The organism is Pseudobdellovibrionaceae bacterium, from assembly GCA_023898385.1.
Lineage (GTDB): Bacteria > Bdellovibrionota > Bdellovibrionia > Bdellovibrionales > UBA1609.
Map to the genome: position 1 here is coordinate 679,057 of CP060220.1, position 18,876 is coordinate 697,932.

Genomic DNA, 18,876 nt, shown 5'->3' on the forward strand with positions numbered 1-18,876 from the left:
TTACCAAAACCCTGGAACAGTGCCTTTTGGTGAAGGACTAAGTTCCACATCACATTCAGTATTAGGACAATTTTTTCCTTGGTTAAGTTCTTCAAGCCAATCAAATGCTTTTGTAAGTGATTTTCCTGCGCCTTCTATTCTTAATTTTTCGGGAAATGTTTTTTCAATTTGCTGCATACACCAGCAAGAATTGGGATCATTCACGTTCGATTTAGACGCTTGACTCGCAAAGAGTTGTTTGTGTCCAATATTTACCAAATACCTATCTATTGCTAGTGCCATAAGATGTTTTTGACTTTTATCTCCTAGATCAACAGCTCTTTTAGCCCATATAAAGGCTTGAAAAAAATGATCCGGCACATCTCCATGTTGATATACCAATGCAGCAGCAGAAAAGTCTTTGGCGTCTTTAAAGCATCCTTCTCCAAAAATTTCTCCAACACGCTTTCTTCGTGTAATATCCCTTTTGAGCATTTCAAAGAGTTCATCTTGAGTTTTATTGTTGAAATTTTCACGATCATCTTGATCGGCTTTAACAATTGTTTGCAACTCTTCGGACCTTAATTTTTGTCGTGGAACATCTTGGCGGCAAGGTTGAATATCTGTCAAATCTTGATTAGCTTTTGATATTGAAGAACAACCAAAATGAGCAAATGAAATTAATATTAACAATATCCTTTTCATAGGATAGTCCTTAATGTGGAGGAATCGTTTGACAACCTGTACTCTAGAAGAGGTAATTTTCGGTCCTTCCTGATTGGAGATTGAAATGTACCGATCAACTTACAACCAACCCTTAGATAAAATTTTTCCGCTGCAAATGGGTCGGCAACAATCTTAAACTTCTCCCACCCTTTACTAGCTGCAAATTTGAGAGAGTGTTGCCAAAGTTTCAAGCCAATCCCTTTTCCGATAAAGTCCGGTTCCACAAATAGGTGTTCCATTTCAGGGTCGTTCTCTAATTTGAAACTGTAAAAACCAATAATTTGATTATTTAGTCTCGCAACTCGAAGGAAATCACTTGATGCAAGGTCTTTTGAAATGATTAGATCTATTTTACAGTTTTCAATAAACTCTTTATCATATGGCCAGTGAGCTTTTGATTTTATTGCAAGTTGGCTAAGTTCTTCGGCTTCATGAAATTGACCTTTTGTTATTTTTAAGTTTCTGATTTCATTTTCCATAATAAGTTAAAAACTATCCTAAATAATTGTTTTCTCGATGAGCTATTTGCCAACTACGAACTTCAAAAGATCGAACCCCTTCTTTTACGAAAGGATCACTTTCTGCAATAGAAATGGCCTCACTTTTATCTGAGACAGTCACAATAACCAGCCCCGAACCATGATCGGAAAAAGGTCCACTTAAAACCAATTTATTTTGCTCATCGAGTGATCTTAAATGGCTGACATGATTTTCAATAATCTCTTTAGATAGTTCTTTGCCTTCAACTTTATTTAAAAATATGGCGTATAAGGTCGGTTCCTTCAAATTAATTTCTAGCTTCATTTTCTAACAACTCCATTTCCTGCGACAACTTGGCCAGACTTAGCTTCTCGATAGGTTATAAAAATATTATCTGGGATATTCAGCTCTTTACTCAATGTCGAGGCGGCAACCAAGAGAACCTTTTCTATTGCGTCCTGAGACTTTCCTTCAAAGCAGATAAGTTCACCTATCGGGGGATGGGTGTGCTCTGGCTGAATATCTTCACTGTTAGTTCCTTCAACATAAAGCCTTGGTTGAATTTCTTGCCAGGTGGCCCAAACGTGTTTGGGGTCACAGCCATAAACCTCGCTGATCGCAACAGCAGTCTTTTTGAGTGCGGACTGTATATCAACTCCAACTTTTTGAGGCAGGGCGCGCATATTTAGAACAGGCATCTTTACAACTCCTTCTGTCGCCGAGGGTCTTCAATTTGTGGTAAGCCATCTGTAATGTCGTAATAGTCTCCCTTTTCAGCAGTAAATATGTGCTGCTTTAATTTTGTATTTGTTGGAGTATCAAATGCCCCCAGGGCTATTGCAGTCCAGTCATGCTTACTTTTATCCAATGGGTCCCAAAATAGTGTGGAGCCACAGTTTGAACAGAAACCACGCCTTACTTTTCCAGAAGACTCATACCACTTTACAGAGTCTTCACCAGAAATTGTCACAGCAGATCGAGGAACGTCGGCAGATGCTTCATAATGGCCTGAATGTTTTCTACATTCACGACAATGACAAGCACTGGGCGGTGGCAAATCACAGGAAACTTCAAATTTTATAGAGCCACATAAACAAGACCCTTTGTGCATTTTCCCCCCTCGGTATTAGGCAAATCAACGATGATGCAACGTAACGTATTCGCCAAAAGTTGTCCATTTTGAAGTCTACCAAATAGGGTGATTTGGAGACCTGGCCCGGCGCGCAACTCAAGCTGTTAGTGGAAAATTAACCCCACTACAATAGCTATCGTTGCTGAATCAGCATTTCTTCAATAATGGGCTTTGGAACGATCCAGCCCCCAAGCTCTTTGACCTTTTGGTAAATATCGCTATTTGCATAGTTGTTGGTTACAAGGACCGCTTCCTTTGAAAGACCATAGTCTATGATGATCGAAAGGCCACTGTAGGAGCTGCCGCGAATCTCTTGGTCTATAAGGGCTAAACATTTTTTGCTTCTAATGTTTTCGGCGTATTCTTTAATTTGCCCAGGGCTGTTGATGTAAGCAATTTGTCCTTTGAAATTTTTTAGTTTCCGCGACCATCGCTCAAAAACAGATTTGTCGTCGTCAAGTACAAGAATCGTTTCGTAGCAATCAAGATTTAATTCACTTTTATAAATATCTATCTCTGGCTCAAAAGGAATGAACAAATCAAACCGAGTCCAATCATTCAATTGTGATTCAAGGGCAATATTGCCGTTCCATTGCTCCATTTTTTGAAAAACGTAGTGTAGGCCAAGACCAGTGCCGTTTGGTTTACCAAATGTGAAGCCTTCTTGTTTTATTTTGCCGTAGTGGTCTTTGGGAATACCCACGCCATTGTCATAAAACGAAATCTGAATACAATTATCGTGCTTTTGCATTTTGACTGAAATTTTTCCGCCAACTTGCTCGCTGAATTTAGATTCAATGGCCTCAACAGAATTTCTTAAAAGATTCGAGCAGACACGCAAGAAGTCACTCTCTGATATATAGGCGGCTTTTGATAAGGCTTCGGTATCGACTTCAAATTCCAAACTGAATTGATGGTCTTTGTAGGCAATTTTCTTTTCTTCGCAAAGTTGTTTCAGTGATGAGGCAAAGTGCAATATTTTTTGATCGCTCTTTGCTGGCACAAGACTATCATTTGTAGACTTACCTGATTTAACCAATGACTTTAAATCGCCCGTTATACCTTGAATGCGTTCAATTGCAGAATAAATGGAGTTTTTATCTCGTTCTGATAAATTCTCTGAATCATCCACCACGGCAAAGAGTGTTTGAATAGGAGACTTCAAATCGTGATTCACTTGTCCGATAATTTGTGAAACAAGCGCGTTTTGTTTTTTTGCGTCCTCAGTTTCTAATGAAGACAGCCAGACTTTTCTATAGTGTCTGAATAAGATTACCGATCCAAATACACATAAAATCCAAAAAATAAGGGCGTAAGGAACAAATGAAAATCTTGGATAGACAAACTTGAGGGTTCCCGCAACATTTTTTTGCTCGTCATCAAAGTAAACTTTGATCTCAATAAGGCCGTTGGTGAGAGTTTCCCAAATGCCGCGTTTAGAAAAATAAGATGGATTGAGAGACGCTGGCAGCGTAAAGACCCTATGACCATTTTCATCAAAGTACCCAGTCGCATTAAAGTTTTCAATTTGGGCTGCAGCTAAAGCCTCTGGCACCTCTCGGCTTGGCGCACTTTTAAGCTGCGACTGCACTTGATAGGTAATTTGCTTTGCCATCTCCTGTTTGTTGATGGCCGTTGAAAATAAGAATAAGCCCAAAATAAATGAAATAAAGCCGAGCTGAATTAACAGCAATCGAGTCAATAAATTTTTATCGGCAGCTTGGCTATTCATATCTATCCTATGGGGTGAGGCATCCAGTTAATATTGGACTCATCAACGCTTGACCCAGTAAATTGATGCAATCGTTTCATATTTATTTTTTCCAAAGTTGTCGGACCATAAAAAATATTTTGAAGATCATTCGACATGGCCCTAATAACGACAATGGGAGCTTCATCTAAAATCAAAATATTACTTTTTAAGGTTGAAAGCTCAATTTCGCTTTCCGCTTCAACTGTGTTGCTGGAATTTTCACTATAAAAAATCCAGTTCAAAGAGAGGTCATTGTCATCTTCAAGATAGAGCATCTGGTGATCCATTGAACTGTGATGGCTCTTATTCTTGAAATTTTCAATGTTGATAGTCTTCACATTCTTGTCTTCAAGTCTCCACACGACATTGCTTAGGCATTCAGTGATGGCTTTGGTTGTAGATACTTTTATATCTTCGTGTGATCCCAAACCCAATATGCAGCTAAATGGATTTTCACCTTCGGTTTTGCGAGCAATACATAAAGTGATTTGAGGATAAGAATAGATCACTTTTTTGAGAGTGATTTCGACCCTTAGATTTTTAAGCCTATTTTTAATTTGTTCAAAATCAATATTGATTCCGCTTGGGGTTTTAAGATCAGCAAAAGGTGTTTTTGTTAAAAAATGACAAAGAAACCCGTCGCGCTCAAGAAGCTCCATTTTTGCATTGAGTTTGGCGTTTTCCTCATTGGTATGCAAAGCAATACCGTTTGAGTGAATGCCAAGATTATCGCAATAAGCCCGTTCAATCGCTTCAGCTCCAGCAATGAGAAATGCCTGGTCTTGGTCAGCAGCGATGCCTCTACCTGTATAGGGTTTTCCATCGACTTGTAGCTGAACCCTAATGTCATTAAAGCCAGGAAGCCAATCTTTGACCCAAGTGCCCAATAGCGTTTTGAGCTGAAGTTGATTTCTGTTGTCAAAAAGCCATTGGGCTAATTTTTCTTTACTAGCCATAGTGGGTTGTTCGCATATATTTGTGAAAGTTCAATCTTCCAAGGTTTTCTTGCTAAAGCGACATAGGGCGCACTTACAAGTGGAATCAATGCTGGGCTTGATAGCACTTGATAATGTAATTCCCTGAGTCGCTTTAATCTCTCTTCTTTGTCCAAAATCTGCATATAATCTTTAAGCCAGGCTTGAGCCTCTGATTTTTTATAGCCAAAGATTCCAGCGTTCATGGAGTAAGAAATCAAACCAATGTCCTCCATAAATCCGGTATCAGGACCGCCCAAATAAATATCGGGAATCTCACTTTCATTTTTATATTGAATGAAAGCAGGAATATTGTTGTCTTCTGTAATTTTAATTCCACGCAATGCCTTTTCAATAAGTGGAATATACTCGCTGGCATTACCAAATCGCACAATCGACAAGTGAAGCCCTGTTCCGTCAGTGGCCTCTTCAATATTCTTAAACGTATCTTCGAGTTTTGTACGGTTCTCTTTGGTCAGGCCACCGTCACCGTAAGGTGGAAAAAACTGATCTGTTGGCTCATAGCCAGAGGTATTTTTGTAATAATCTCTGAAAACCTTCTTTAAAGATTTACCAACCATTAAGCGTTTTTCTTGGCTCAACCGAGAAATTGCTTTTGGTGTGTAGACGGCCACGAAGGTTCTAATATTCATTGTGCTGTGAAGTTCGGTGTCTGATTCTTGCTCTGAGAATTGAATGACCTTTTCTGGGTTGAGTTTATCAATGGTAGTGACAAAATCCACTTTTCCTTCCTGAAAGAGAGATAAGGAATTCGCGGCCCCGTCGATGCCACTGGGAACAAGCTCAATTTTTTGTGGCACAGATTTATCATAATGAAAGTGTTTGCTGTTGACAGCTAAAGCAACATTTCCGTGACCGTCATCACTTTCAACGTAGTAAAGGCCAGATGTGTTTCTATAGTCCGTAATTTTCAGCGTATTTTTGTCCACTGAACCAATAGGTATGATGGCAAAATCAATGGCTGCCACCATTTTTAACAAAAATGGCTTTTGTTCCCCAGGTTTTAAAACTAGGGTGTTTCCTCTGACCTCAATCCCGCTACAAGGCTCGTCGATGGACTCCAGTTTTTTCCCAGAACAGATCAAGTCTTTAAAATTGCCGTGGGTGTTTTCTGACAAAACAAGTAGTCGTTTCAAAGAAAATTCAGCATCTTTGGCCGTGATTTTAATGCCGTCAATGGTGAATAAGTCATCGCGAATTTCAAAGTGCAGTTCATCGCCAACCCATTGAAAACTTTTAGCGACCGCCGAAATAGGATCGCCTTTGTCCTTTGATAGATCAATGAGTGGACTGAATGTATTTTCTAGAAAAATATATTCAGGAGCCAGGTGAATTTGTGTCGGCTCGTAATCCGTAACCTTTCGGTTATATGGAAAGGCCACTCGTAATGTGTCACTTGTTGTTTTCATTTGATTTTCCTGATTCAAAGACATGATGCCAGCTAATACTAGCACCAGTCCCGTTACGACAAAAATAATTTTTTTCTTCATATTGCCTTACCAACAAATTGATCCGCCCATAGTTGTTACTTCATTGACTCGACCTTCTTCTCTGAGTTGGTCCAGAATTGACTTTCCATCCTTAGATAAAGTGACGCCATCTTCTGTTTTTTCAGCCAAGCCTTTTTGCAGCATCAACTCCAATACGTCACGAAACTCTAAAACGAGCTGTTCGTTGTTTTGTTGTTCTGAAATATAATCAGTGTATGGATTTTCTGGATTATTTTCCGCGTGCGCCCCGTAGGACAATGTTAAAAATGCGATTGTCGCAATTAGTTTTTTAGTCATGGTTTTCCCTCCCGTTATAAAAAATTTGCTGTTATTTGGTGTAAAAGACCTGACTTTTCCCTTTCAGAAAGGTCTTTAATGTTTAAATGTTTCATTCTTGATCTTAGAGTGGATCTTTTCTCTCCAAGCCCAAGTCGCTTTGTTGCCTCGGTGAAGTTGTAATTGACTTCATCAAGTGTATTTAAAATTAGACTGATTTGTTTCTTACGGTATTCTTCATCTAATTCCGTTAATGTTAGAAGTGAGCTTTCAATAGTTTCTCCCTGACGGATATTTTCTGGAAGGTGCTTTGGTGCAATGACATCTTCATCCACAAGGACATTTAATTTTTCAATGACTTGAAGTAGCTCTCTGACGTTTCCAGGCCAGTCGTATTTTTCTAAAAACTCCAGAGTTCTTGCTGAAATTTGTTTTTCTCTGCCAGTGCGATCTTTGATGCCGTCTAAAAACGATGCAACCAGTGGGCGAATGTCACGTTTTCGATCCCTCAGTGGTGGTATGAGTAAGTCCAAACCTTTAAGACGATAATAGAGATCAAGAGAAAACTTGCCCTTTTCACAAAGCTCTAGCAAGTCGGGTTTTCCCGCAGCAATCAGACGAAACCTCACAGGGTATTCTTTTTGTCCACCAACGCGGCGAATTTTTCTTTCTTGGAGAACTCGAAGCAATTTAGATTGTGCCGCTTCACTAAGATGATGAATTTCATCCAGAAAAACGGTGCCGCCGTTGGCGACCTCCAGTATTCCTGCTTTTTTCTCGGCACCCGTAAAAGAACCTTTTTCGCTACCAAAAAGCTCGACCTCAAGCAGTTGCGAGTTTTCTTTATAGTTTGAGCAGTTGATGGGATAAATCCCTAGATGACTTGATTTTGAATTGTTGTGGATGCCGTGAGCAAATAATTCTTTTCCAGTTCCGGTTTCACCAAGTAAAAGCACATTAAGATCACTTTTTGAAAACCGTAGAGCCACTTTTGCACATTCAACAATGGCTTCTGATTCTCCAATAATTTTTAATTTTTCTAAAATTGCTTTGTTGTCAGATTCTTTATCAAGTCTCTTGATGGGAGCAAAGTCATGTTCATAGCCTAATATATGATGTTCAGTAAAAGTGATCGCCTCGTCTTTTCTTAGTGGCTTGTAAAGATAATTGTCTACAGAGGCTTGAAGCCAAGACTGAAGGGCTTCTTGCGAATCATCTCCTGAAACAATACAGACCGTGAGCATGGGATTGAGTGACTTGATTTGCTTGGCAATTTCAACTCCAAGTCTTTTGACCTCACCATCTCTGCGATACTGGTAATCAATAAATGCCACTGAATATTGAAATGGATTTTCTTTAAATGTTTCCAGAGCCACTTCGGGCGATTGAAAATAATCAATCTCACGGTCAAGATTTGAGAAGATGCGCTTGTAAGCATCAATGCAATCTTGTTCGTCATCTATGATTAAAATTTTTGATCTCATTTACACCCCCAATGTCACGCGACACACTTAAAGCAAGGAAGGGGCCAAGAGCAGGAGCTGCAAACTAAATTGTGTAGGTACTTGTAACTAGAAGCATTTTCCCCACTTTGCTTCTAAACAATTTTCGATTGAAAGTCCAATTGGTGGCGGCATCCCGCCAGTTGCTTAGATAAAAAGCATCTAAGCTATTAAAAACAATGAAAGTTTAGTCAATTGAAGAGGTGGCGAGATCACGCCGATTTAAAAAGTAAAATTTAATGAAAACGAAGTAGGTAATTAAAATTATTTACTTTTCAAGTATTTACTAAGAGGTGGCGAAAAAGTGCCAATCCCATAAAAAACTTTAAAAGTTGAAGTTTTTTCATGGATTTTTAGTGGGATTCGCTAATGGCAGCCATTCCATTTTTAAATTTTGATTTATCCTTTCATGGTTTCGTCGCACTCGGATTTTGCCAAGCTATCGAAGCCGCAGCGAAGAATATCCTCAACACGCATGAGTTCTTTTGAAAACTCTTGAAGGAGAATGCCAATCCCTGCGTACTCATCGCCATCAATACAGGATTCTTGAGCCTGGAATCGAAAGAGGCTGCCGACTCCGTTTAAAGATGAAGAAACGCTAGAAATGCGCTCGGCAACCTTTTGGACCTTTGTCGGTGTTAGATGCTCTATGTTTTCCATTTTAAAGCCTCTTTCGATCTTGTAAATTGAGAGAACTATATATTACAATAATCAGTATTGCAATACTAATTACAGCAGTCAGGCATTTAGCTATACTGTTTTCATGCTTGATAGTTGGCTTAATAATTTAAAAACGAATTTAAAGAGGCGTCGTTCAGAATTGGATTTGACGCAGCAGGAACTTGCCAATAAGTCCAAGCTCTCAATGGCGACCATTCACAAGATTGAACAGGGCCGCTCCGAAGATATGAAGTTTTCTGTTCTTGAAGCTCTTGGTAAAGGCTTGGGCGAGAAAGACCCGCTTCAGCTATTGAAAAAGCCTGAGTAATAAACTAACTAGGCTAATTTTTGCAAAGCATTTTGGGCTGCGACTCTGACCGCTTTTCTTTCGTCTTTTTTTGCAAGACGATCAAGAATGGCTTTTGATTTTATTATTTTAAAATGTCCGCAAGCATTACAAGCCATTTGTCGAATGTACCACATCGGATCTTTTAAACATTTTGGTATTTCAGAAGTATTTGCTTTAGCATCTAGTTCAATTAAAGATGCAATTGCATTGCTACGAATTCCACCACTTTTGTCTTTCAATAAAGTGGCAATTTTTTTTCCCGCTTTTTTATATTTCATCCGAGTTAAGCCGCGAATAGCATGGAGCTTTATTGTCATGTTCTCATGATCTAATGCCTCAATTAAAATGGGAACTGCTCGTATATCTCCAATTGCTCCTAAAGCTTGGAGGCTCCATTTTCTTATTCTCGGGCTCTCTGGATTTTGTGCAGATTCAAGCAAAAGGGGAACTGCGTTTTCACCTATTTTTGCTAATTTTTGAATATATTTTTCTGCAATAGAATCGCTAGGAGTATTCAGTTTATTAATACAGTTTACAATTTCTTTGTTTTTAATCATTACAAATACTCATGGTTTAGATCCAGTTCCATTGTCTACCCAGATTCGATCCTCGGCAAAATCAAAGCCTATTTTTTCATAGGTATGGACGGCTGGAAGATTACTTTTTACAACGGTGACAGTGACAATTTGAGTAAATTCTAAAGCATGAGACACCAATGCAGAGGTTATTTCTGTCGCAAGACCTCTTCTTCGAAAATCTTTGTGAGTCTCTATCGAAACTAAATTCCATGCTTCAGGTATGCTCACCATAGACGAACCAATTGCGGCAAGTCGATCTTCGACAAAAATTCCCAAGAAAAGTTTTGCTCCGTTCAGCCAACCTTTGAAGCGTTCCGCCGCTTGTGGTGGAGCACCAAAAAACTTTGCCAAATAATTTGCATCATCACCACTTAATTTGCGAGCGTTGCCAGTATGTTGCGGAATGTATGTATTTCTTGAAACATCCATTCGTTGCTCTAGAAATACTTTTGCGTCAGGATAAAGTTCTTCAATAACTGGTAGCAAATGCGCTGGAGTTTCTCTAACTACAAAGGGTTCGTGGAGTTCAGCAGAAATAAATAGAGATTTAACAGCATCTTCATTACCATTAGCAATCAAGGTGGGGTGCCCATGTGAAGCTGGATGGCCTGAAATGAGAAGGTAGCTAAATTGATCTGAATTTTGGACATAGAAAAACTTGGACTGGTTTGGCCAAACCGTTAAGTCTTGAATTGACCAGGCATTAGCAACTCCTTGACGCCGTAATTGTTTCAGAACACCTTCCAAATCCACCTTTTTCGCAATTTTAATATCAAAGTTCATAGGCATTCACATATCTTAAACCTGGACATAAAAGCAATATTTAAGCTAATGGGGGAATTCTTTGCATATTCATTTTTTTCAAGAGGTGGCGAATGGTTGGTTTTTCGGCGTAATCTCGCCAGTCATCAAAATATTATTTTTATTACGTTTTTTAAATTTGCCGTCGTAACGCCGCCACCTCATCAAATATTTTTGAAAATTTAGAAATACGGAAAGCCTTTAATTTTAAGTGTTTAGCGAAATCTTATTATTGGCACAATCCCTGTAATAAGAGCCTCCCGAAACCATGCTCGTCATCAAATGTGGCGAGACAACTAACGGGAGGAAAAATGGAAAGTACAAAAAATAAAAAGCCGTGGCTTAATTCTAATGGCAAGCTCAAGTCAGAAGAGGAAATAAAAGAAGATTGCAAATCTTGGGGTCTCGACGCCTGGAATGAATATTTAGAAAACTTTGAAGTCGGTCAACGAGAAGACACGCTTGAAGTTCCCCATGAGATTGAAAACTTCACGGCGAAAGAATGCACAGAGCTTCTTTTTTCTATGGCTTCAGAGGAAAAATATGCCGCTCTTAAATATGCGCTTAGAGGGTGTATTGGTAAGCTCACTTATACTCAGCAACAATTCATCCACAAATTTTATTGGGAAGGTCTTAGCATTCCTAAAATTGCACAAGAGCATGGGGTCAGTCGCCAAGCCGTTTCAAAAATTTTGAAGGCTGCGCGGGAGCAAATCAAAAAAGAACTAGAAAATGGCTCTATAAAAAAGATGGCTGACCTAGCAAAAACACTGATGGCCTCATGATTCGATCTATGGTTGCCAAAAGTTGCAAAAGGTTGCGGTTAGTTTCCAAAAATCCACTTTTGTCGATTTGGTTGACATTTTCCGTATTAGTGAAGGGATAAAAAATATTTATCCCAGAAAACATAAACTACGGAGGTCAATATAAAACTGATTCGCAAAGTTTTAAACTGGTTTTGGTTTAAGTCCAAAATACCTGCTGAAAAGGATTGGGAACAAATCAGAATCCAGCAACACACCATTGAAGAAATGGAAAGAGTTAAATCAAAAGCAATTTTTTTATCAAGGGGGTTTTAAGTGTTTTCAGATTTTTCAGCAGAGGATCAGGTCGTTGTGAGATCGCTCCTTAAAAGACTGCCATCAAAACAGAAGAAAGCCATTGTTCTGCGTTTTTGGCACAACTACTCAATTTTTGAAATTGCAAAATCACTTCGAGTTTCTTGGGGTGAAGCAGACGTATTACTTAAGGACGCCATGATTTCTCTGAAAAAAGACTGCATGAAGCATCCGCGTTTTTCAAGAGCATTAAGAATATCACTATCAGCTTAACTAAAGGGGGCAATATGAATTTATTCGATATATTTAAAGGCAGAAAAAGTAAAAAAGGAAACGTATTAAAAATTCGCAGCATTGGTCATGGGTACTACGATGAAGACGCCGATTTTTGTGAACTTCTCATTAATGGTCTGGAAAAAGAAGGCTACACGTTGGAGCCAGAAACAGACATCAATGCCGCTCATGATTACGTCATCTACTTTGAAAATCTAGAGAACGAAGAATTGGAGCGAGTGGGTGTTGGATACCTTTTGCATGGCCGCAATGCGGGGCTGATTCAATTAGAGTGGGATTTGTACGACAGCACAAACATCTATATCAACCTGGCCCGCTATAAAACTTGTGAAACGGTGCAATTGGCAGTCGCTTAAACATGATAATCACAGGGAGAAAGGGAAAGTCTAAAATTAAGTTTACGGGAAGATTCCAAGGGAAGTGTCAATTTTTTAAATTAAAAGGAGTCTTTCATGACAAATAAAAACGGAGAAACATTGATTCTCGGCTGGCTTGATCCAAGAGATAATACAGTCAACCACGCCGGAGTCAGCTTTTACAACACCAAATATGGTGAATACTTGCTTAAAATTGATGAGGAGCCCAGCGAAAAGCAATACTTCCTCAAACCATTTGCAAGTGAAAATGACCGAGTTGAGTACAGAATGGAGCTAGTCATAAAAAGAAAAGACGGCACATTTCTGAAACGTCAACTTGTGGGAACGGGATATAGTGATGCTAAGACAGATGGAAATGTCTTCATTAATTACGGGTCTAAATTCAAAACATTGGTTCTCTACCTTAACGACTAAATGATTTCAAAAAATATCTGGTTAGTTGGGGCCATTATGATGGTCGGTGGATTGCTGTTTGTTGCTGACCCTGCTTTAGCCCAAAGTTTTGGTGGTAGTGGATTTGAAAGCCGAATCCAAGGCTTTACCAATAACTTGATGTCGGTGATACTTCCCGCCGTGGCAATACTTGGCCTTCTCTATGCGGCCATGCTTGCTGCCAGTGGTGATGAAGGAGCTAAAAAGCGCATGATTTTAGTGGTGATTGCGAGCGTGATTGGATTTCTCGCGCCGCTTATTATTCGCTGGTTTCAATCCGCCGTTGGTGGGTAAAGCTATAGAAGTTCATACTTCTGAAGTGCATCGAAATTTAGATGCAAAATTTAAGATCGGGGGCCTTGAGGCCCTCGATCTTCTTATTGCTCTAATCTTTGGTGCTGTAATGAACCTTTTCTTTGGTGGCACTGCTTTAGAAATTCCATTGGTTATTGGTGGTCCGGTTCTCATTATCGCCGTCTTTTATTTTGGCAAGAAAGGCAAGCCTGAGAATTTCATGGCCCACCTGATTCGGTTTTATTTAGAACCTGGGTTTTTCTCGGCTGGAATGGAATCAAAAAACAATAACAAAATGAGGTTAAAAATCTATGAGTAGCTTAGTTGATGAACTGGGTTTTTGGCATTTTGATGAAAACCTGATGGTTTTCAGTGACGGATCACTGGGCGCAGGATTTAAGCTATCAGGCTTTGATATTACTTGCGCTTCTGAGTCGGCAATTAATCAATTGAGCCAATGCCTTGAAAATTTACTTGTATCTTGTGATGAAGGTATCCGGTTACAGGTTTTCTACAAACTGTCTTCCAATATCGAAAATTTAATTGAAAACCATCAAGAGCTTTCAAAAGATATTGAAGGCTCCTACAAACGTATTGCCGATGCGAGATTAAAGTTTTATAGAAAAAATCAGGAGCAAAAGAAATATTTTGTTCCAAGCATTTATTTTTTTATTAGAAGTCAGTCATTCAACATGAAAAGGCAAAGTCTTTTTGCTTCAAATAAGCAGTTTGAGCCAATTTCTGAAAAAGACTATTTAGAAAAGAAGGAAAAATTTCTTCGTGTGGTCAAACAAGTGGAATCTCTTTTAGGTTCTGCAAAATTGTCGCCCTCGATTCTTTCACCAAGTGAGTGGTTTGATCTTGTCTTTGAATATTTAAACCTAACGAGAGTTGAAAAGATTGGAAAATCCCAGTTTCGAGAATCAGAAAGCTTTCTTGATCCATCCATCAGTGAACAACTGACTCTCACGGATTTGACGTGGGACAAAGACTCAATCAACATTGGTGATTACAAGTTCAGGACAATTAGCCTTGCGCTGCTACCAGAGGGTCAAACTTTTGCTTCGATGGGAAATATATTTTCTTCAGTGCCTTTTCACTTCTGGATCAGCCAGTCGATTCATTTGCTCGACCAGGCGAAAGAAAAATCATCACTGGAATTAAAACGTCGTATTGCTCACTCGATGGCTTCAGGCAGTCAAAACGTCAGCGATTTAGAGTCAGAAAATAAATTGGGTCAAATTGAAGGCTTGCTTTCAAATCTTTTAGAAGGTTCACAAAAACTTTTGTCGTCTGATTTTAACGTCATCATTTGGGGAAAGACAAAAGCGGAGCTTGATGACAAGACCGATGAAATTTTAAAAACCTTTAGAACAATGAACCAAGCCGAGGGTTTGCAAGAAACCTTGGCATCCAAAGAGGTATTTTTAAAATCAATTCCTGGCAGATGTGAAGGTGTTCGACACAAAAAAATGAAATCAAGCAACGCGTCTCACCTGATGCCTGTTTATGCCAGTTGGTCTGGTAATCCGAGAGCCGTTTGCTTGCTCCCAACAAGGGACGGAAGCCTTTTCTCTCTTGATCCCTATGCGGATCATTTGCCCGCTTGGAACGGCATTGTGTTTGGTGGTTCTGGAAGCGGAAAAAGCTACACCGTGGTTCAACTCATGGCGATGTTTTACGGCAAAACCAGAATCAATGAGGCTGGCAAATTGCTCCGCCCTAGAATCGTGTGGATAGATAACGGTGCCTCTTCAAAACGGCTGATTGAGATTTTAGATGGTGAGTTCCTAGACTTAAACCTGGACTCTGATCTATGCCTGAATATGTTTGATCTCAAAGAGGGAGAGACAACACCAAGCCCTGATCGGATTCGTACTGTTTTGGCAGTATTGGAGATGATTCTAAAGGATGAAGACAAAAAAGCACTTGGGAAGCGCGAAAAGGCATTGCTAGAGGAACAAGTTCACAAGGTCTATAGCGAAGTGAAGAACAAAACGCCAACACTTTCAGACTTAAAAATGCTCCTTGATAATCACAAAGATGAGCAGATGAGAAAGTTTGGTGAAATTCTTTATAGCTGGACTGGTTCATCAGCTTACGGGCAAATGCTCGACGGACAAACCAACGTGAAGCTCTCCAAAGACCTTGTTTCGATTGAAGTTCAGCACTTAAGTAATTATTCGGATTTAAAAGACGTTCTTTTACTGTTGCTCACTTCATATATTCAAGACGTTGCCTCTTCAGATATTGAGCGTGAATATTTGCTGATTATCGACGAAGCCGAAAGACTTTTTCAATCAGAGCTTGCAAGGCAAGTCGTTATTACTTGCTATCGGACATGGAGAAAATTTAAAAGTGGCATTTGGTGTTTGAGCCAGAACTACAAAGACTTTATGGCCGACAAAGCTCTACGGGATGCGCTGATGACCAACACAACCAGCGTGATTATTTTAAGGCAGAGAAAAATTGATTGGGATGATTTTAAGAAAACATTTGATTTCAACGACACGCAAGTGGAACGGATCAAAAGTCTCCAAATCAAAAAGGGCGAGTATAGCGAGTTTTATTATCTTCAGGATGAAAACGAAGCCATTTTGCAGCTCGTACCAGAGCCACTGAGCCATTGGTTTTCCACTTCGGACGCCAACGACAAAATGCTCATCGCCCATACGGAGGCTGAGAACCCTGAATTGAGTAAGCTAGATGTGTTGGAACTGCTGGCTTTTGGGTCTTGAGCGGCGCATTATATGAAATATTGGCCGCTTCAGTTATTCATTCGTTTACAAGAAAATGTGCCAAGAGTATTAATCGGAACCATATATAAGGGGGAAAAATGAACCGTGGACAAATATTATTGGTGATTTTGGTAAACTTTATTTCTGGATATGCCATAGCCGCAACTCATGAATGTGTGGCACGAAAATCTCTCTTTTGGCTTGATGCAGATGGTGCTTATCATACTCGTGTAGCAGAGACTAAATCTTTTAAAATTGTTTCTGACGAACATGAAACTCCTTATTTCTTGAAATTGATTGATAAGGAATCGAAAGAATGGGGTCAGATTAAAGTTTCAACGGGTACACTTTTAGATTCTCCAGTAGGAAATGTGTTACAAGCTGAAGCCTTGATTGAAAAAGAAGACGGAAGTATCGCAGCTCGTGTTTCAACAGTTTTTGACAAAGATTCAAAATTTGTTCGAGCCAGTACAATTTTGGATGTTGAAGATACCGACTTCGATCCAAACATTACGTTAGACTGCTATGTCTCCGGCAAATAATACTATTCAAATTTTTTAGAATTTAGTCTTAAGGGGAGTTTATGAAATTGCTACAAAGTTTAATCTGGATTCTTATTTTTGCCTGCGTTGGTTGTGCAAGTAAAAAAGGTTTCAATAGAGGGGATTTGAAAGAACAAATTGGCGTTGTCAATCCAGTTACGGATGATACAGACATTGCTAAGACATTAAAAAAGAAAGCCAATCTGCCAAAACCCTTTAAGCTTGCAGTGTATTTTAAGAACCCAATTCAAAATGGTGCAGTTAATTCAACTTGGAGATGGAGCGAAGAAGATAAAGAATCGTTGATAAAAGAAGCTGAGAAATTAAAAGAAGAAAAAATTGTTTCTCAGGTATTTCCAATTATCAGTTCACTTGTGCAGGAAGAGGACGTTAAGTCTATCCGCATGGCTGCCGCAAAACATGGGGCGGATGCAGTTCTTATTATTAGCGGCGTTGCAGATGTTGATAGGTACATAAATAATTGGGGGTGGACATATATTCTTTTGGCTCCCGCTCTTTTTATTCCAGGGTCAGAGGCCGATACACTGTTTATGGCAAATGCTTCAATGTGGGATGTAAGAAACGAGTTTTTATACATTACTGCTGAGTCTGAGGAAATTTATGAAAAAACCTATGTCGCTGCTTTTGGAGAAAATGACAAGTTTCTTATAGGCGAAGCAAAAAAGAAGGCACTGGAGAAATTGGCTAGTCAATTGGGTAAAATGATTAAAGGTCAGTAATTTGTTAAAGGCTTTTTTATTTCTCTTCGGAATATTTGCTTCAAGTGTCTCCCATGCTAGGGTTTTTTACCCACTCATGCAGATTGGTTATGACGGCGGCGGTGAATCTCTTCGAGATCAATCAGATCAAAGTGATTTTGATATAAATGCTGGAACGGGCCTCTTTATTTCTGGCGGTACAATTATCAGAGTTTCTGACACGAATCCTCATGCTTTTGAAGCCCAACTCACGGTTGCGTATAAGTTTAGTTGGGATACTGACGAAGATAAGGGAGATGTCAATTGGACGAATATTCCATTGGAACTAATGTACTTTTATAAAAATAAAAGAAATGGATTTCGCTTGGGCTATGGAGCTTCTTATTATATGTCGTCAAAACTTGAGGGCGAAGGTGGACGATCTGACATCAATAGAAAATATGAGAACAGGTTTGGCTATATTTTGGCGATAGAGAAAATGATTGAAAACCATCGTGACGAAGGAATGCTTTCGTATGGGATCAGATATAATATTAGGGATTTTGTGCCCAAAAGTGATGGTTCTAAAAAGAGCGGCGATGCCTTCGGCCTATACATGACAGTCGCTTTCCCTTAGTAGAGCCATAAATTTAGGACTAATGTCATTGATTCAACTGGACCAAACCTATCTTCTTTCGTATCTTAAAGTATGAGAAAATTTCTGGGCATTTTTATAATCTTATTTTCTATAGCAGCATTTTTCTCTGGCCACCTTTTTCTTAATGAAACTATGGTGGCAGTTTCTAATCCAAGTGAATATCATTTTGGATCTGAGTCTATGATCGCTGAAGGAGGAGATCACTATAGATCTCTGCCTGCATATGTTGAGCATGGACACTATTTTGCGACAACCTTATTTTTTATTTCAGTTTGCTGTAGTCTTATAGGTACATGGATTATAACAAAGCGAAAATAGTAACTTCATTTTCATTAATTACTACGATGTCATTCCGCTTTGATGGGGTAGCACTAGAAGAAAGATAAGTATTTGATTCCATGAGTTTGCCAGCTAACTTTTTTGCCAAAAGAAAAGGCTGGACCTGCTATATATTCTTTTCTAAGATTGGAGGCATGAACTATCAAATTAAGTGGCTATTATTTGGTTTATTGCTCTTTATCCAACACCTTCATGCATCGCCCAAGTATATTAATAAAAATGGGCAATTCAATCTTGAGCTGGGTGAAAAAGTAAAAAAGACTGTAAAAGAGTATGATGCAAATTTTGAGGTATATAAGTTTGACGATTTCATGCCTACGGTGAAAAAGTCATTGAAGCCGGATTCTAAGCAAAATTTTGTGTCAGTAATTGGAGACATGAATGGGGACAAAGTTCTTGATGTAATTTTGTCTGGCTATAATAAAAAGAATGACATTTTGATTGCAGTCGTTTCGTCAGAAAAAGAATATAAGGTGATTGAAATTTCAAAAGGAGCAAAAACTTCTTTAAAAGAAAATTGGATGGTAACTATCTCCGGTAAGAAAGAATATGGGTTATCGGATTTCATTTCTTATGAAAAGCCAAGGAAAGTAAAATCACCTTATGAGAAGGATGAGCTTGATCTAAAAAATGACGCTTTCTCATTAAATTTTTGGGAAAAGTCATCAACCATTTATTATTTCAAGAATGGGAAATTTGAACCCTATACTACGTCTGATTGATTG

Annotated in this window: 25 protein-coding genes; 12 read left to right on the forward strand and 13 right to left on the reverse strand. The window is 39.0% G+C overall.

Going from position 1 to position 18,876, the window contains the following annotated elements; translation table 11 throughout:
• The 11 genes from H6626_02755 to H6626_02805 form a co-directional block, all read right to left on the reverse strand.
• Entirely contained in the window at positions 1 to 684 is a 684-nt protein-coding gene (locus H6626_02755) for a hypothetical protein (protein USN48027.1), read from the reverse strand.
• The gene (locus H6626_02760) at positions 681 to 1,184 is read right to left on the reverse strand and encodes a GNAT family N-acetyltransferase (GenBank protein ID USN48028.1); all 504 of its coding nucleotides are present in this window, start codon (positions 1,182 to 1,184) and stop codon (positions 681 to 683) included. The genes H6626_02755 and H6626_02760 overlap by 4 nt, the downstream gene beginning before the upstream one ends.
• A gap of 13 nt (positions 1,185 to 1,197) precedes the next feature.
• Positions 1,198 to 1,509: a hypothetical protein gene (locus tag H6626_02765; protein USN48029.1), complete on the reverse strand. Its 312-nt coding sequence runs from the start codon at positions 1,507 to 1,509 to the stop codon at positions 1,198 to 1,200.
• Complete coding sequence (locus tag H6626_02770; protein ID USN48030.1) at positions 1,506 to 1,883, reverse strand: hypothetical protein; 378 nt, start codon at positions 1,881 to 1,883, stop codon at positions 1,506 to 1,508. Before H6626_02770 ends, H6626_02765 begins: the two co-directional genes overlap by 4 nt.
• 2 nt (positions 1,884 to 1,885) lie before the next feature.
• Positions 1,886 to 2,296: a GFA family protein gene (locus H6626_02775; GenBank protein USN48031.1), complete on the reverse strand. Its 411-nt coding sequence runs from the start codon at positions 2,294 to 2,296 to the stop codon at positions 1,886 to 1,888.
• A gap of 154 nt (positions 2,297 to 2,450) precedes the next feature.
• Complete coding sequence (locus tag H6626_02780; protein ID USN48032.1) at positions 2,451 to 4,049, reverse strand: HAMP domain-containing histidine kinase; 1,599 nt, start codon at positions 4,047 to 4,049, stop codon at positions 2,451 to 2,453.
• Positions 4,050 to 4,051: 2 nt separating this feature from the next.
• Positions 4,052 to 5,026, reverse strand: coding sequence for a YcaO-like family protein (locus tag H6626_02785; GenBank protein ID USN48033.1), 975 nt, complete (start codon positions 5,024 to 5,026; stop codon positions 4,052 to 4,054).
• Positions 5,005 to 6,555, reverse strand: coding sequence for a hypothetical protein (locus tag H6626_02790; protein ID USN48034.1), 1,551 nt, complete (start codon positions 6,553 to 6,555; stop codon positions 5,005 to 5,007). The genes H6626_02785 and H6626_02790 overlap by 22 nt, the downstream gene beginning before the upstream one ends.
• A 6-nt stretch (positions 6,556 to 6,561) precedes the next feature.
• Positions 6,562 to 6,852, reverse strand: coding sequence for a hypothetical protein (locus H6626_02795; GenBank protein USN48035.1), 291 nt, complete (start codon positions 6,850 to 6,852; stop codon positions 6,562 to 6,564).
• A gap of 14 nt (positions 6,853 to 6,866) precedes the next feature.
• A complete protein-coding gene (locus H6626_02800; GenBank protein ID USN48036.1) occupies positions 6,867 to 8,315 on the reverse strand; it encodes a sigma-54-dependent Fis family transcriptional regulator in 1,449 nt (482 codons plus the stop codon).
• 417 nt (positions 8,316 to 8,732) lie between these two features.
• Positions 8,733 to 8,993: a hypothetical protein gene (locus H6626_02805; GenBank protein USN48037.1), complete on the reverse strand. Its 261-nt coding sequence runs from the start codon at positions 8,991 to 8,993 to the stop codon at positions 8,733 to 8,735.
• 160 nt (positions 8,994 to 9,153) lie between these two features.
• On the opposite strand from H6626_02805, the gene H6626_02810 reads away from it, so the two are divergent.
• Positions 9,154 to 9,321 carry a helix-turn-helix domain-containing protein gene (locus H6626_02810; GenBank protein USN48038.1) on the forward strand — a complete coding sequence of 56 codons (168 nt, stop codon included), beginning with the start codon at positions 9,154 to 9,156 and terminating at the stop codon, positions 9,319 to 9,321.
• An 8-nt stretch (positions 9,322 to 9,329) separates the two neighbouring features.
• On the opposite strand, the gene H6626_02815 is transcribed toward H6626_02810, so the two are convergent.
• Both H6626_02815 and H6626_02820 read right to left on the reverse strand, forming a co-directional pair.
• Entirely contained in the window at positions 9,330 to 9,899 is a 570-nt protein-coding gene (locus H6626_02815; GenBank protein ID USN48039.1) for a HEAT repeat domain-containing protein, read from the reverse strand.
• A gap of 9 nt (positions 9,900 to 9,908) precedes the next feature.
• Positions 9,909 to 10,703: a GNAT family N-acetyltransferase gene (locus H6626_02820; GenBank protein ID USN48040.1), complete on the reverse strand. Its 795-nt coding sequence runs from the start codon at positions 10,701 to 10,703 to the stop codon at positions 9,909 to 9,911.
• A 329-nt stretch (positions 10,704 to 11,032) separates the two neighbouring features.
• On the opposite strand from H6626_02820, the gene H6626_02825 reads away from it, so the two are divergent.
• From H6626_02825 to H6626_02875, 11 genes are all read left to right on the forward strand, one after another.
• On the forward strand, positions 11,033 to 11,506 hold the full coding sequence (locus H6626_02825; GenBank protein USN48041.1) for a sigma-70 family RNA polymerase sigma factor: 474 nt from the start codon (positions 11,033 to 11,035) through the stop codon (positions 11,504 to 11,506).
• Between the two features lie 294 nt (positions 11,507 to 11,800).
• Positions 11,801 to 12,052, forward strand: coding sequence for a hypothetical protein (locus H6626_02830; GenBank protein USN48042.1), 252 nt, complete (start codon positions 11,801 to 11,803; stop codon positions 12,050 to 12,052).
• Positions 12,053 to 12,066: 14 nt separating this feature from the next.
• Complete coding sequence (locus H6626_02835; GenBank protein USN48043.1) at positions 12,067 to 12,429, forward strand: hypothetical protein; 363 nt, start codon at positions 12,067 to 12,069, stop codon at positions 12,427 to 12,429.
• 96 nt (positions 12,430 to 12,525) lie between these two features.
• The gene (locus H6626_02840; GenBank protein ID USN48044.1) at positions 12,526 to 12,864 is read left to right on the forward strand and encodes a hypothetical protein; all 339 of its coding nucleotides are present in this window, start codon (positions 12,526 to 12,528) and stop codon (positions 12,862 to 12,864) included.
• Between the two features lie 36 nt (positions 12,865 to 12,900).
• On the forward strand, positions 12,901 to 13,176 hold the full coding sequence (locus H6626_02845; GenBank protein USN48045.1) for a TrbC/VirB2 family protein: 276 nt from the start codon (positions 12,901 to 12,903) through the stop codon (positions 13,174 to 13,176).
• On the forward strand, positions 13,169 to 13,495 hold the full coding sequence (locus tag H6626_02850; GenBank protein USN48046.1) for a hypothetical protein: 327 nt from the start codon (positions 13,169 to 13,171) through the stop codon (positions 13,493 to 13,495). Before H6626_02845 ends, H6626_02850 begins: the two co-directional genes overlap by 8 nt.
• The gene (locus tag H6626_02855) at positions 13,488 to 15,914 is read left to right on the forward strand and encodes a TraC family protein (protein ID USN48047.1); all 2,427 of its coding nucleotides are present in this window, start codon (positions 13,488 to 13,490) and stop codon (positions 15,912 to 15,914) included. The genes H6626_02850 and H6626_02855 overlap by 8 nt, the downstream gene beginning before the upstream one ends.
• A gap of 98 nt (positions 15,915 to 16,012) precedes the next feature.
• Positions 16,013 to 16,456, forward strand: coding sequence for a hypothetical protein (locus tag H6626_02860; GenBank protein USN48048.1), 444 nt, complete (start codon positions 16,013 to 16,015; stop codon positions 16,454 to 16,456).
• 41 nt (positions 16,457 to 16,497) lie between these two features.
• Positions 16,498 to 17,196, forward strand: a complete 699-nt coding sequence (locus tag H6626_02865; GenBank protein ID USN48049.1) for a hypothetical protein — start codon at positions 16,498 to 16,500, stop codon at positions 17,194 to 17,196.
• A 1-nt stretch (position 17,197) separates the two neighbouring features.
• On the forward strand, positions 17,198 to 17,791 hold the full coding sequence (locus H6626_02870) for a hypothetical protein (protein USN48050.1): 594 nt from the start codon (positions 17,198 to 17,200) through the stop codon (positions 17,789 to 17,791).
• A 419-nt stretch (positions 17,792 to 18,210) separates the two neighbouring features.
• Positions 18,211 to 18,873 carry a hypothetical protein gene (locus H6626_02875; protein ID USN48051.1) on the forward strand — a complete coding sequence of 221 codons (663 nt, stop codon included), beginning with the start codon at positions 18,211 to 18,213 and terminating at the stop codon, positions 18,871 to 18,873.
• Positions 18,874 to 18,876 lie beyond the last annotated feature (3 nt).